The organism is Microbacterium caowuchunii (assembly GCF_008727755.1).
In the GTDB taxonomy this organism is placed as follows: domain Bacteria; phylum Actinomycetota; class Actinomycetes; order Actinomycetales; family Microbacteriaceae; genus Microbacterium; species Microbacterium caowuchunii.
Window position 1 is genome coordinate 1,354,646 of sequence record NZ_CP044231.1, and the last position, 14,389, is coordinate 1,369,034.

Consider the following 14,389-nt stretch of genomic DNA (forward strand, 5'->3'; position numbering starts at 1 on the left):
GTGGTCACCGCGCGGCGGTGCCCACCCCGGTCCCGGCAGCGCCGCTGAGCGCCGAACGGCCGCTCACACCCAGCTTCGTGTACATCCGGCCCAGGTGACCTTCGACCGTGCGCACCGAGAGTACGAGCGCGGCGGCGATGTCGCGGTTCGACAGCCCGGCGGCGATCATCGCCGCGATCTCGCGCTCCCGCTTCGTCAGCGGCACGGCGCTCGGCTGCGCCGGGCCCGCCGGTTCGCCCAGCAGTGCGCGCAGCATCGTCCGGCGGTGCGCCGCCTCCGCCGCGAGGTCCTCGTGCCGCCGCCGCCGCGCGGCGGTCTCGCTCTGCGCGGCCACGTCGGCCGCCACGGCGACCAGGCCCAGCTCGTGCATCCGACCGCTCATCTGCAGGAGGCCGGCGTCGTCGTCGGCGAGGAACAGTTCGGCGTGCCCGACCTGCGCGGCGTGCACGTCGCCGTCCAGGTGCGGGGAGAGGGCGGCGAGGCGTGCGGCGGCCTCCGCGTCTCCCGCCCGCACGGCCAGATGCAGGGCGCGCGCGGCGGCACCGAACAGTGACCGCTGCTCGAGCCGCGCGGCGAGCGCGAGGGCGGACGCGGGCGCACCGCCGGAACCGGCGAGTTCCACGGTCAGCAGGGAGACCTCGTCGTCCGGATGCAGAACGAAGTTGTCGGTGCGGGGGTGGGCGGCGTACTCCTGCGCAGCGGCCCGCGCCTGAACGAGATCGCCGCGTAGCGCGAACGCCTCGGCGAGCTGCGCGAGTCCGCGTGGGAGGAAGTCCGCTGGTCCTTCCGTGCGTAGCGTCAGCACCGCGTCGCGAGCGGCATTCAGGGCGGTCGCCGCGTGGCCGGAGGCGAGAGCCACCTCCGCCTCCGCGATGCGGTGCATGGCGTCGTCGAGCCGGACGGTGTCGGCATGGTGGCGGGCGAGGGAGCCGGCGGCATCCCGCACCGCCGCCGAGACCCCGGAGGAGCGCAGCACGGCGAGGAAACGCGCCCCGGAGACCTCCTCGGTGACCCAGGCGGACCCGTCCAGATGCCGCGACTCGCGAGCGGCGGCGCGGAGCGCGTCAGCCGCCTGTGCCGGCCGCCCGAGCTGGACGAGGACGAGCGCATGGATCGCGTCCACGCGCTGCCGCAGGGGGGAAGCGAGCGGTCGCACCCGGGCGTGGTCATCGTGCGCCTGGGCGAAGCGCCCGCCGTAGGCCGCATGCAGGACGCGGTGTCCCCGCAGCGCGCGGGCGCCGGGGGAGTCCTCGTCGCGGGCACGGAGCAGGACGATCGCCTGGTCGAGCACCTCGAACGCGGCATCCACATCGCGCGTGCGCGCGTGCACGACATCTGCTCGAGCCGCCGTGACGTCGACCCAGAGTTCCTCCACGTCCGCGGGAAGCGGTCCGCTCGGGGGCGTGCGGGCGCGCAGCTCCCGTTCGGCGACGTCGAGGTGGAGCGTCGCGTCCTCGAGACGGGCGAGCAGACGGGCGGCGATCGCGGCCTGGACGAGCAGGGGGACCGCTGCGTCCGACGATTCCTCTGCCGCGACGCGCGCCGTCGCGATCGTGAGCGCCGCCGCGTACCGGTGCACGCCGTTCGCCACCGTCGCGGCGGTGAGGGCGAGGGAGGCCGGGATCGCGCGGCCGGTGCGCAGGGCCCAGAGCAGAGCCGGGATGTCGCCCGGGGCGACGGCCGTGTCTCCGCGGACGAGCCTGCCGAACACCTCCCGGTGGAAGGCTTCGCGCCGATCCGGGGAGGTGGTGCGGCGGACGCAGTCGCCCACCGCGGGCGGCGTGGTTCGCAGGAAGCCCTCCTCATCGGCGGCGATGAGACCGAGGGTGAGCAGATGCTGCACCGGCGGGGTCGCGGAGGCCGGCGTGCCGCCGTCGTCCGAGAGGAGATCGCCGGCGGGCATCGGCTCCGTCGCGGCGATCCTCTCCAGCAGGAGGCGCACCTCCGGTCCGAACGCGGCGAGCTCGGCATCGATGCGGGTGGAGAGGGTCACCGGGTCGAGATCGGTCTGGAGGTCCCAGGTGCCGCCGCTGCGGATGATCGCTCCGGTCTGCAGCCCCGCGTCCACGAGCGCCACCAGCACCGCGAAGACCCCCCGGGTGGCACGCCAGAGGGTCCCCGTCAGGCGGGCGCTGGGAGGATCGCCGAGTGCGGCGGTCAGAGCGCTGACGAGGTGTGCGCGGTCCAGTGGCGCCAGTGCGATCACGGACAGGCGTCCCTCCGCCACCGCCCGGGCGATGCCGGGAGGGAGCGTCGCGCCGTGACGCGCCGTCAGGATCAGCCGTCGTCCGGCCGGGACAGCCGACGGGGCCGTCGCCGGGGACGTGCGCAGAACCGCCACGCCTGCCGACTCGGCGGCACGCGCGACATCGTCGGCCAGGCGACTCTTTCCCACGCCCGGCGGACCGGTGATCAGGATGCCGGAACTTTCCGCCGAGGTGAGGGCTGCGAGCGCCGCATCCTTCTCCCCCGTCCGCCCGGAAGCAGCCCAGTTCGCCCCACGCATCGCATCCACTCCCTCGAACAGATCGATGCTACGGCAGGCGCGTCCGCCGCTCCGCCGCGTGAAACCATGGAGCATGACCTCTGCGAACCTGACCCGGGAGGAAACGGCCGCGCGATCCGCCGCCGTCTCCGTACGCCGCATCCGCGTCGAACTCGACCTGAGCGGGGCGCCGGACACGGAACGCACCGGATTCCCCACGACGACCACGCTGGAGTTCGACGCGACGACGGCGCAGACGTGGGTGGACTTCATCGGCGAGGACGTCCAGCGGATCGTGCTGAACGGTCGCGAGGTGCCCGTCCGGTACGACGGTGCGCGGGTCCTGCTGGACTCGCTCGCCCCCGCCAACGTCGCGGAGATCCACGCCACCGGCGCATACAGCCGGTCCGGCGAAGGGCTGCACCGGTTCGTCGATCCGGTCGACGGACAGACCTACCTGTACACGCAATACGAGCCGGCCGACGCGCGCCGGGTGATGGCGTGCTTCGAGCAGCCCGATATGAAGGCGGAGTACACCTTCGTCGTGCACGCGCCGGCCGGATGGGAGGTGCTGTCCAACCAGCGCGCCGTCGCGGTGCGCGAGCACGACGGCGTGCAGACCGTGGAGTTCGCCCCGACCGCGCCGCTGTCGAGCTACATCACGGCGGTCGCCGCGGGACCCTACACGCGTGTCACCGGCTCCTGGGCTCGGGACGGGCAACGGATCGACCTCGGCGTGCTGTGCCGTGCGTCACTGGCGCCGTATCTGGAGGCCGACAAGATCCTCGAGGTCACGCGGCAGGGACTCGATTTCTTCACCGACGCGTTCGCCTTCCCGTACCCGTGGGGAAAGTACGACCAGATCTTCGTGCCCGAGTACAACCTCGGAGCCATGGAGAATCCGGGACTGGTGACCTTCACCGAGCACTACCTGTCGCGGGGCGCGGCCACGGATGCGCAGCGGGCCGCGCGGGCGAACACGATCCTGCACGAGATGGCGCACATGTGGTTCGGCGATCTCGTCACGATGCGGTGGTGGGACGACCTGTGGCTGAAGGAGTCGTTCGCCGACTACATGGGGGCGCACGCCTCGGCTGCGGCGACCCGGTTCACCGATGCCTGGGTCACCTTCGCGAACCGGCGGAAGGCATGGGCGTACCAGCAGGATCAGTTGCCGACCACGCATCCGATCGTCGCGGACATCACCGACCTCGAGGCCGCCAAGCTCAACTTCGACGGCATCACCTATGCGAAGGGAGCGTCGGTCCTCAAGCAACTCGTGGCGTTCGTCGGGGAGGAGGCGTTCTTCGAGGGCGCGCGTCGCTACTTCGCCGCGCACGCGTTCGGCAACACGGAGCTGGATGATCTGCTCGTCGAGCTGGAGGCGGCATCCGGCCGGGACGTCCGATCCTGGTCCCGGGCCTGGTTGGAGACCAGCGGAGTCTCGACCCTCTGGCTGGAGACCGACGCGGACGGGACGCGGACGCTCGTGCAGACGGAGCCCCGCCCGCACCGGCTCCGCGTCGGGCTGTACGCGCGCGAGGCGGACCGGCTCGTGCGCCGTGACCAGCTCGAGCTGGACGTCACCACGGCCCGGACTCCCGTCCCGCTCCCGGATGCCGATCTCGTGCTGCTCAACGATGACGACCTCACGTACGCGAAGATCCGCCTCGACGACCGCTCGCTGGATACGGTGGCCGCGTCCCTGTCCTCGCTGGATGACGCACTCGCCCGCGGGCTGGTGTGGTCGGCCCTGTGGAACGCGACCCGGGACGGCGAACTGTCCGCCGCACGATTCCTGGCGATCGTGCGCGCACACGGCCCGGCCGAGTCCCACATCGGGCTCCTCACCGGCGTGACCGCGAACGCCGCCTTCGCCATGGCGCACTACCTGCCGGATGGTGAGCGCACCGCGCAGCAGGCGGCCTGGCTCCAGGTCACCTGGGAGGCGCTGACCGCCGCCGAGCCGGGGAGCGATGCCCAGCTGGTGTGGGCGCGTTCCTTCGCAGCGGCGTCGGCCGTGGACGACGCGCGGCTGGAGGACGTGCGGGCGTTGCTGGCGGGGCACGGCCCCGCCGGGCTGCCGATCGATCCCGATCTGCGCTGGCAGCTGATCACGGCGCTCGCGACGACCGGTCACCTGACGGCGGAGGGCATCTCCGCCGAACTCGCCCGGGACGACACCGCCAGCGGACGAACGGCCGCCATCCGCGCCCTGGCGTCGCGTCCGGATGCGCGGGTGCGCCAGGAAGCCTGGCGCGCCGCCTGGGAGGACGACGCGCTGAGCAACGACCACCTGGATGCCGTCATCTCCGGCTTCCGCGCCGGCGGTCGGCGGGACCTCGTCTGCGGGTTCGACGCCGAGTACTTCGCGCGCATCGAACCGGCGTGGCGATCTCGGAGCATCGAGCTCGCCCGGCGGCTCGTGCTCGGGCTCTTCCCCTCCGCCGAATCGCTGGATGCCGTGGACGCCTGGCTCACGGAGCACGCGGACGCGCCGGCTGCCCTTCGCAGGCTCGTGCGCGAACAGCGGGACCACCTGGCGCGGGATCTGCGTGTGCGTGCGGCGCAGGACCGGCTGCGATGACCGACGTCGAGATGCGCAGGATCGGCGCCGGCCGCGTCACCCTGCACGACGCCCGGCGCCGGATCCGTCGCGACGTGGAGCTGGAGGCCTTCGAGATCGGCGTCTACCCGGTGACCGAGGACGTGTTCGCGGAGATGCTCGGCATCGCGGTGTCCCACCCGCGTCGTCCGGTCATCGAGGTGAGCTGGACGCGCGCCATCCGCTTCTGCAACGCCCTGTCCGAGTGGGAGGGCCTGGATCCCGCCTACCGCTTCGACGGCACGGACGTGACCTGGGACGCGGACTCGGACGGCTTCCGTCTGCCGACGGAGGCGGAATGGGAGTACGCCTGCCGGGCGGGATCCAACGCGCCCCAGTACGGTCCGCTCGACGAGGTCGCCTGGACGGCGCTCGACGGCGTGCGCTCGCCGCAGAACGTCGGGGGGAAGCTACCGAACCTGAACGGCCTCTTCGACACGCTCGGGAACGTCTGGGAGTGGTGCTGGGACCTGCTCGACCCGGCGCGATACGGGGACTACCGGGTCTTCCGCGGCGGCGGGTTCTCGGACGACGCGTGGAGCGTGCGCGCATCGGTACGGCGCGGGGGAGCGCCGGGGGGCGGAGCGGATGACATCGGGTTCCGGGTGGCGCGGGGCGCCTCCGATGATCCGGAGCGCGCACAGGGCTGGTCGCTCAGCGCGGACCGGGAACGTGCCGTGCAGGACGGGCCGCTCCCGATCGGCTGGACGCCGCTGCGCTGAGCGCGCGTCGCGGCAGCCGCGGTGGCGACGTCACATCGCCGCGCCGATGTACGAGTACTTGACGAACACCTCCGAGGCGAACCCGGCCTCGTCGAGCACGCCCTGGACGGCGGTCAGCATGTACTTGGAGTCCCACCCCATGTAGAGGAAATGCTCGGGATCCAGCTCGTCCCACGCTCCGTTCCAGGACTTCGCGTCGTACAGGGGGCCGCCCCGTCGTGCCGAGAACGACTCCACCGCGGGACGGGCGTCCGCCCAGAGTCGCTTGAAGATGCGGTTGAAGAGGTACTTGATGTCGTAGACCTCCCAATGCTCGCCCCGGTACTCCACGTACTCGAACTCGCGCTGCCAGCCGCGGGGCCAGCCCCGCCGCCGCTTCGCATCCAGGATGGGCGTCAAGCCGTCGTCGTCGATCGCGACGGCGGCAGGCCGGCGCCAGATCTCGAGGACGCGCCGCGTCAGGTCGGCTGTGCGCGCCGCGATGGCCGCCGTCGACCAGGTGGTCACCTCGGCGAGCTCCCGGGTCGTGGACACGGCGCTTCCGGGATAGATGTCGTCCCGCTTCTCGGGGAACGAGGCGTCCAATGCGCGCTCGGTGCGGGACTGCTCGAGGAGGGTGATGTTGCCGATGGTCTGTGCGAGCGCCCGGTGGCTGTTCTGCTCGTCGTCGGTGTAGTCGCGCCAGGCGCGCTCACCGTCACCGCTCCAGTCGTCGGAGGGAGCGAGGGGGAAGACATGCTCCACGTCGAGTCCGGCGAGGTCGTCCACGCCCGCGATCCGGCCGAGCACGTATGCCGCGTGCGGCAGGTCGCTGTACTTCAGGGCGACCCGCACCCGCTCGTCGGAGGGCGTGATGCGCGCGATGGCGTGCTCCAGCGCCTCCTGCCCTCCTTCGCGCGCGCGGCACAGGCGTGCGACCAGACGATCCGTCGGGACACCCACCGTCGCGCGGCGCAGCAGCAGCGACTGGATGTGTTCGAGCGTCGCCACGAAGGCGTCCTCGGTGAGGGTGCCGCGGGTGTGGTCGCGATACGCGCGCATCACGAGCGGGTACATGCCGCGGCCGAAGGTGTTGACATAGGCGAGCTGCCGGGCGATGCGCTCTCCCGGTGCCTGGGCGGGATCGAGGAGGATGCGGTAGATGTCGGAGAACGCCCGCCACTCGGCGGCATGGGCGCGCAGCGTCCGGAGGTCCAGTCGGGGGAACTCGGCGCGGAAGGCGTCGTACACGCCCCGCTCTCCCGCGACGGTGACCTCGCGACCCGTCGTCATCACCAGGAAGTGCCGCCAGAAGCCGCCGATGGCGTCGCCGGTGTTCCTTTCGATGGGAAGCCAGTACTCGTCCTCGATCTCACGCTGTTCCTCGTGCGAGAGCCCCATCAGGACGTAGTTGTGGATCAGCTCGTGGTCCCGGAGCGGCTCGCCGGTCGAGTTCAGGCTCTCGAAGATCTGCTGCGCGTTCGCGTCGGCGCCGAGGGTGATGGCCACGTGTTCGAGCTTCTGGAGTCCACGCCAGATCTGTGGCGCCTCGTCGATCCGGATCTGGCTGCGGAAGAAGGCGTAGTTGTCGTCGAACCGGGACGCCCGCATCCGTTCGCCCTCGGTGCGCCGGTCCAGGACCACGCTCTCGAAGACCTCTGCCCAGGCGCGATGCGGCCGCAGCTTCGTGCGGGTGGGGTCGTCCCGGCGGACGAGGACGCGCTGCAGTTCGGCGGCGAGGGCGGGATCGCTGTCGCGGACGGTGTGCTGGAGGGCGGCGACCAGCAGCATCAACGTGGTGATCCGCTGCTGACCGTCGATGAGGACCAGTTCGGTGGACCCGGCCTCGCTGCTCCGGGTGGAGAGGATGGAGGCGAGGAAGTGGGTGTGCCGGTCGTCGGATGCGGCCACCGCGCGGATGTCCGCGAGCAGCTGCTCGCATCCGCCGATGTCCCACCGGTACTGCCGCTGGTACACCGGCACCACGATGCTCGTCTCGGTGTCGGACAGCCAGCCGATCGTGTTGACGGCGGTCGCATCGACGTTCGTGGCAGTGACCATGTTCCGTGTTCTCGTCCCTCACAACTGCGGTTCCGGTGCGGCGCGACGGCCGACCCCACCTACTGTAGGCCGATGCGGCGACGCACCCCCTGTGACCCACGGCCCTCTCAGCGGTCCTGGGTAGGCTGACCTCACCTGGGCCTGTAAAAACGCGCTGGCCCCCTACGGAAGGCATGATCCAGATCATGGGTTACATCAAGTCCGCCGCTCTCGAAGAGACCGGCTACGTGGTCCTCGACCGGTACAACAAGCCGATCGATCCCAAGGAATGGCTCGACATCGAGTACGTCGACTGGAAGTCCTCGGGCGACACCCGCTTCGCACCCCTCGCCTCACGCGACGGGGAGATCGAATGCGCCGGCTTCTGGAGCGGCAAGAACCCCCGTACCGACAAGGACGGCGTGTGGATCGACTCGCAGACCGCGATCGCGCCCACTCTCACCGCGCGTGCGAAGGAGCCGGGCGCCAACGTCGGCCGCTGCCGCATCATCGAGCTGCAGCCGAACACCTACGCGGACTGCCTGTACAACCTGCACCAGGACGACAACAACCGTCTGAACCCGGACGGCACGGGCTGGGTCGTCCGCGGGTTCTTCAACCTGACAGACGACAAGGACAGCTTCTTCGTGCTGCGGGAGAACCGCACCGACCCGAGCGGCGAGACCCGCATCGCGCTGCCCGCCGGCGCGCAGCTGATCATCGACACCCAGCGTCTGTGGCACGCCGCGACGCACATCGGTGACGAGCCCCGCTACTGCCTCATCACGTCGTGGGAGTCCGGCCCCGAGCTGGATGCGTACATCGAGAAGTACAACGGCGTGAACCACACCGAGAGCGTCTATGTCCCGCAGGACGAGCTGGACGCCGGCCAGGCCGAGCAGGCACGCCGCCTCGCCGCCCGTGCGGCCGCGCTCGCCGCCCGCGGCCAGGCCGAGGTCACCATGATGAGCGAGGCCTGAGGCTTCGCGCTCGACCCATCAGGAGGGGCCCCGATCCGGCTGGATCGGGGCCCCTCCCTTTCATCCGCTCGGGTCAGTGGAACGGTGGTGCTGGACGCGGTGCCCCACCCAGAAACCCGCGGCGATGAGGCCCAGCAGGGCGATTCCGAGCATCCACGGCACCATGTTCGGTGCCGCGTTGGTGGCTGCCGCCGCCAGCTCGCCGGTACCGTCGGCGAGCTGACCGTCCGCGAGGGAAGCGGCGCCGTCGCGCAGCTCGGCGTTGCCGTCTGCGAGGAGGGTCGACCCCTCGGCGCGGTCGGCGGCCCCGTCCGCGAGCTGGTCGACGCACTGGGAGAGCGACGTGGCGCCGGCCGCCGGTGTCTCGGTGCCGTCCGTCGTCTCGGCCGATCTGCCGACGCAGCGGCGCGGCGTGCATCGCTCCGGAAACAGTCAGCAATGGACTCTGTTTTTTTGGTTGGTTTTGTGTTGTACTGTGTGTGATTTCAGGAGGACGTATGTACGCGACGGAACGGTATGACGCGATCGAGCGCATCCTGCAGACCGATGGCCGGCTGGCCGTGCTCGACCTCGCCCAGCGGTTCGACGTGACGACCGAAACCGTACGCCGGGACCTCGCCGAGCTGGAGCGGCGCGGCGTCCTGACCCGTGTCCATGGCGGAGCGGTCGCGGCCGAGCGCTCGAGCATCCGCGAGACCGCGATCGGGGAGCGGATCCGGGAGAACAGCCGGGCGAAGCGAGACATCGCCGCGCGGGCCGTGGCGGCGCTCGGGCACGGGTTCACCGGATCGATCTTCCTGGACGCCGGGTCCACCGCCGCGGCCGTCGCCGCTGCCCTCCCTCCCTATCTGACCGAGACCGCCGGGCACGCGCATGTGGTCACGCACTCGCTCGCGCTCGCGCCCGCGCTGGCCGAGGCGGGCCGGATCGAGCTCTCCGTCGTGGGTGGACACATCCGCGGCGTCACCGCGGCGGCCGTCGGCGCGACCACGGTGGCGACGATCGCAGGACTCCGACCCGACGTGGCCGTCGTCGGCACCAACGGCATCTCCTCGGGATTCGGGCTGAGCACGCCCGATCCGGAGGAGGCAGCAGTGAAATCCGCGATCGTCGCCTCCGCCCGGCGGGTCATCGTCGTCTGCGATTCCACGAAGTTCGAGCGCGAGCTGCTGGTCGGCTTCGCCCCGCTCGACGCCGTCGATGTCCTCGTCACGGATGCGGCGCCGCCCGAGCCCCTGGCTACCGCGCTGGCGGAGGCCGAAGTGGAGGTGCTCGTCGCATGATCGTCACGCTGACCGCCAATCCTGCCCTCGACCGCTCCCTGCTGCTGGCGGCGCCGCTGCGCCACGGCGAGGTGCAGCAGGTCGCCTCCGGACGTGAGGATGCCGGGGGGAAGGGGATCAACGTCGCCCGGGTCGTCGCCGGTGCGGGAGAGTCCACCACGGCGGTGCTTCCCCTGGCGCAGGACGATCCGTTCGCCGCGGTCCTGGCGGGGACGGGGCTGCCCGTGCACCCGGTGCGCATCAGCGGTCATGCGCGCGCCAACCTCACCATCCTCGATCCGGACGGGACGACCACCAAGCTCAATCTGCCCGGGCCCCTCCTGGATGCCGGCGACGTGCAGGCGCTGCAGGACGCCGTCGTCGTCGCCGCCGAGGGCGCGCACTGGCTGGTCCTGGCCGGCTCCCTGCCTCCCGGTGCCGGGGACGACTTCTATGTTCGGGTCATCTCCGCGGTGCGGGCACGGTGGCAGGACGCCGCGCCGCGGATCGCGGTCGACACGTCCGGAGCGGCGCTCCGCGCAGTCGTGGAAGACGGGCGGCCCGATCTGATCAAGCCGAACGACGAGGAGCTCGCCGAGCTGACCGGAGAGAGAGCGGACCCGCGCGATTTCGCCGAGATCGCGCGCGTGGCCGGGCGTCTGGTGCCGGGGCGGGTCGGTTCGGCACTCGTGACCCTGGGCGCGGCGGGCGCCCTCATCGTCACCCCCGAGGGTGCCTGGTTCGGCGTCGCCCCCCGGATCACGCCGGTCAGCACGGTGGGTGCGGGGGACAGCTCCCTCGCCGGGTTCCTGCTCGCCGACGTGGCGGGCAGCCCAGCCCCCGAGGCCCTCCGGCACGCGATGCTCTACGGCGCGGCAGCCGCCACGCTTCCCGGAACGCAATCCCCCACCCCGGCGGATCTGCCGTCCGCCGAGATCCCCATCCAACGGATATCGCGCTGAGCGCGCCACGACCACTGGAGGTCAACGTGTCAGACACCATCGTCCCCACCCTCGTCAGTCTCGACGAGGACCTGGGAGCAGACAAAGCCGCCGTCATCCGCGCGCTGGCCGCGCGGGTCGTCGCCGCGGGCCGAGCCACCGATGCCGACGGACTCTTCGCCGACGCGTGGGCGCGGGAGGAGAAGGACGAGACAGGGCTCCCGGGCGGGATCGCCATCCCGCACGCGAAGAGCGCCGCAGTGACCGAGGCCTCCCTCGCCTTCGCGCGGCTCTCTCCGGGCGTCGACTTCGGCGCGGGTGACGGGCCCGCGGACCTCGTGTTCCTGATCGCGGCACCCGCGAACGCCGCGGAGGAGCACCTGGCCGTGCTGTCCAAGCTCGCCCGGAGCCTGATGCAGGACGAGTTCACCAGCTCCCTGCGTGCGGCCGCATCCGCCGACGAGGTCGTGCAGATCGTGCGCGCCGCGATCGGAGAGGCGCCCGAGACGGACGAGCCTGCACCGGCTCCCGCCGACGAGGCCGCCGCGGTCCCCGCTGCATCCGCAAGCGCAGCGGCACCCGCTCCGGTCCCGGCTACCTCGAGCGCGCCCGCGACGGAGCCGAGTCTGGAGATCGACGGGCGCCCCGCACGCATCGTCGCCGTCACCGCCTGCGCGACCGGCATCGCGCATACCTTCATGGCTGCGGACGCCCTCACGGCGGCCGGTGCAGAGGAGGGGATCGACCTGGTCGTGGAGCCGCAGGGCTCCAGTGGCTACCAGGCGCTCCCGCAGGACAAGATCGATCAGGCGGACGCGGTGATCTTCGCCGTGGATGTCGACGTGCGAGAGCCGCAGCGCTTCGCCGGCAAACCCGTCGTGCGCTCCGGCGTGAAGCGGGGGATCGAGGCGCCCAAGGCGTTGATCGCCGACGCCGTGGCCGCCGCGCGCAACCCGCAGGCGACCCGCGTGAGCGGCACCGCCGCGACGGCTGCGGCGGGCGGCGACAGCGGGAACAACGGCCAGCGTGGCGGGTGGGGCACGAAGATCCAGCGCATCCTGCTGACCGGCGTGAGCTACATGATCCCGTTCGTCGCGGGCGGCGGTCTGCTCATCGCTCTCGGGTTCCTGCTCGGCGGCTACAACGTCACCGAGAACGCGGGCACCGTCATCATCGAGAACTCGCTCTGGGAGCTTCCCGAGGGCGGGATCGGACAGTATCTCGGGTCCGTGGCCTTCATGATCGGTTCCACCTCGATGGGGTTCCTGGTATCGGCGCTCGCGGGCTACATCGCCTTCGCTATCGCTGACCGTCCCGGTATCGCGCCCGGTTTCGTGGCCGGTGCCGTGGCGGTGCTGATGAACGCCGGGTTCATCGGCGGCATCATCGGCGGTCTGCTCGCGGGCTTCATCGCCTGGTGGCTGGGACGGCTGAACCCGCCGCGCTGGTTGCGCGGGCTGATGCCGGTGGTGATCATCCCGCTGATCGGGTCGATCGTCGCCTCGGGCCTCATGATCCTCTTCCTCGGACGTCCGATCGCCGCGCTCATGGAGGCGCTCAACGACGGGCTGACCAGTCTCGCCGGAACCTCCGGGATCGTGCTGGTCGGGATCATCCTGGGACTCATGATGTGCTTCGACCTCGGCGGCCCGGTGAACAAGGTCGCGTACGCCTTCGCCACGGCCGGGCTCGCGAGCGCCTCGACAAGCGACATCCACGCCGTTCCCTTCCTGATCATGGGAGCGGTGATGGCGTCCGGGATGGTGCCGCCGCTCGCCATGGCACTCGCGTCCACGGTGCTGGCGAAGAACGTCTTCACCCCCGTCGAGCGCGAGAACGGCAAGGCGGCATGGCTGCTGGGTGCGGCGTTCATCAGCGAGGGGGCGATCCCCTTCGCCGCCGCCGACCCGCTGCGCGTCATCCCCGCATCCATGCTGGGCGGCGCGGTCACCGGCGGGCTCAGCATGGCGCTCGGCGTCTCGTCGCTGGCCCCGCACGGCGGCCTCTTCGTGCTGTTCGCGATCGATCCCTGGTGGGGCTTCCTGCTCGCGGTGATCGCCGGAACGATCGTCTCCGCCCTCGCGGTCGTGGCCCTCAAGAAGTGGGTCGGAGGCAAGGAACTCGCCCGGGCCGAAGCGACCCCCGCAGTCGCGGTCCCGGCCTGACACGATAGACCCACTGACGAGAGGAAGAAGACATGGCAGAACGACAGGCCACGATCGCCAGCAGCTCGGGGCTGCACGCGCGTCCCGCGAAGCTCTTCGTGCAGGCCGTGCAGGAGAAGAAGATCCCCGTCACCATCGCCGTCCCGGGCGGAAAGGACCTGAACGCGGGCAGCATCCTGTCGCTCATCGGTCTCGGCGCGTCCAAGGGAACGGTCGTGACCCTGAAAGCTGAGGGGGAGGGTGCCGACGCGGCGCTCGATGACCTGGTCGCGCTCCTCGAGACGGACCTCGACGCGCAGTAGGCGCGCAGAACGCGAAGCGGCGGATGCGGCGACCCCGGGGTCACCGCATCCGCCGCTTCGTGGTTCTCACACCTCGGTGCTGTCGCCCGGATCGAGCTCCAGGAACTCGCCGCCGCCCTGTTCCACCGCCCAGCGCAGCCGTGCGCGGCCCATGCCGAGCCCCGCCACCGACAGCGTCATGTCATGCGTGCCGAAGGCCTGGCGCGGGGCGACGGCGAGGACGAAGTCCATCGCCTCGCCGATCTTCAGCCAGGGCGCACCGACCGGCGCTGCCAGCAGTCGCACCTTCGCACCCTTCGGGACGGCGTAGGAGTCGCCCGGGTAGTAGAAGGCGCCGTCGACGAGCACACCGACGTTGTCGATGATGGGGATGGACTCGTGGATGACGGCGTGGCGCCCCCCGAAGAACTCGAGGTGGAAGGGCTCGACATCCACCGAGTCGCCGGGGGAGACCACCGTGATGTCGTAGCCGGGCGCAGCTTTCGCGACGCCCTCCGGCGCCAGGATCGGGATGCCCGGGTTGTTCGTGAGGATCCGGTCGAGGTGCTCCGCCGTCCAGTGATCGGCGTGCTCGTGGGTGAGGACGATGCCCACGACGCGACCGGTGTCCAGCGGTGACGTGAACGAACCCGGGTCGATGATCAGGACGCAGTCGTCCTTCTCCAGCGTGAGCGCAGCGTGCTCGTGTTTTGTGACTCGCATGCTGAGGAGTCAACCCCGACCGGCCGGCGGCAGCAAGCGCGAAACACCCTCTGCGGCTCGATTTGGCGGGGGTGGAATACCCATGCCATAATTGAACGGTTGCCGAAACGGCAGCGAAAAAGTACAGGGCCCCATCGTATAGCGGCCTAGTACGCCGCCCTCTCACGGCGGTAACGCGGGTTCGAATCCCGCTGGGGTCACCACAC

General features: G+C 71.1%; 10 protein-coding genes and 1 tRNA gene. 8 read left to right on the top strand and 3 right to left on the bottom strand.

Annotation, left to right across the window (positions count from 1 at the left end; genetic code table 11):
• Positions 1-4 precede the first annotated feature (4 nt).
• The gene (locus F6J84_RS06445) at positions 5-2,506 is read right to left on the bottom strand and encodes a helix-turn-helix transcriptional regulator (protein WP_150972328.1); all 2,502 of its coding nucleotides are present in this window, start codon (positions 2,504-2,506) and stop codon (positions 5-7) included.
• A gap of 73 nt (positions 2,507-2,579) precedes the next feature.
• Between F6J84_RS06445 and pepN the strand changes: the two genes are divergently transcribed.
• On the top strand, positions 2,580-5,072 hold the full coding sequence (pepN, locus tag F6J84_RS06450; protein WP_150972330.1) for an aminopeptidase N: 2,493 nt from the start codon (positions 2,580-2,582) through the stop codon (positions 5,070-5,072).
• On the top strand, positions 5,069-5,812 hold the full coding sequence (locus tag F6J84_RS06455; protein ID WP_150972332.1) for a formylglycine-generating enzyme family protein: 744 nt from the start codon (positions 5,069-5,071) through the stop codon (positions 5,810-5,812). Before pepN ends, F6J84_RS06455 begins: the two co-directional genes overlap by 4 nt.
• A gap of 30 nt (positions 5,813-5,842) precedes the next feature.
• Here F6J84_RS06455 and F6J84_RS06460 read toward each other — a convergent pair whose 3' ends face one another.
• Entirely contained in the window at positions 5,843-7,852 is a 2,010-nt protein-coding gene (locus tag F6J84_RS06460) for a DUF262 domain-containing protein (RefSeq protein WP_150972334.1), read from the bottom strand.
• A gap of 185 nt (positions 7,853-8,037) precedes the next feature.
• Between F6J84_RS06460 and F6J84_RS06465 the strand changes: the two genes are divergently transcribed.
• The 5 genes from F6J84_RS06465 (at position 8,038) to F6J84_RS06485 (ending at position 13,481) form a co-directional block, all read left to right on the top strand.
• Positions 8,038-8,811, top strand: a complete 774-nt coding sequence (locus F6J84_RS06465; RefSeq protein WP_150972336.1) for a hypothetical protein — start codon at positions 8,038-8,040, stop codon at positions 8,809-8,811.
• Positions 8,812-9,308: 497 nt separating this feature from the next.
• Positions 9,309-10,094, top strand: a complete 786-nt coding sequence (locus F6J84_RS06470) for a DeoR/GlpR family DNA-binding transcription regulator (protein WP_150972338.1) — start codon at positions 9,309-9,311, stop codon at positions 10,092-10,094.
• Positions 10,091-11,035, top strand: a complete 945-nt coding sequence (locus F6J84_RS06475) for a 1-phosphofructokinase family hexose kinase (RefSeq protein WP_150972340.1) — start codon at positions 10,091-10,093, stop codon at positions 11,033-11,035. The genes F6J84_RS06470 and F6J84_RS06475 overlap by 4 nt, the downstream gene beginning before the upstream one ends.
• Positions 11,036-11,061: 26 nt before the next feature.
• Positions 11,062-13,179 carry a PTS fructose transporter subunit IIABC gene (locus F6J84_RS06480; protein ID WP_150972342.1) on the top strand — a complete coding sequence of 706 codons (2,118 nt, stop codon included), beginning with the start codon at positions 11,062-11,064 and terminating at the stop codon, positions 13,177-13,179.
• 32 nt (positions 13,180-13,211) lie between these two features.
• Positions 13,212-13,481, top strand: a complete 270-nt coding sequence (locus F6J84_RS06485) for an HPr family phosphocarrier protein (RefSeq protein WP_150892297.1) — start codon at positions 13,212-13,214, stop codon at positions 13,479-13,481.
• 66 nt (positions 13,482-13,547) lie between these two features.
• Here F6J84_RS06485 and F6J84_RS06490 read toward each other — a convergent pair whose 3' ends face one another.
• Positions 13,548-14,183 carry an MBL fold metallo-hydrolase gene (locus F6J84_RS06490; protein WP_150972344.1) on the bottom strand — a complete coding sequence of 212 codons (636 nt, stop codon included), beginning with the start codon at positions 14,181-14,183 and terminating at the stop codon, positions 13,548-13,550.
• A gap of 127 nt (positions 14,184-14,310) precedes the next feature.
• Between F6J84_RS06490 and F6J84_RS06495 the strand changes: the two genes are divergently transcribed.
• Positions 14,311-14,386 (top strand) — tRNA-Glu (locus F6J84_RS06495).
• Positions 14,387-14,389 lie beyond the last annotated feature (3 nt).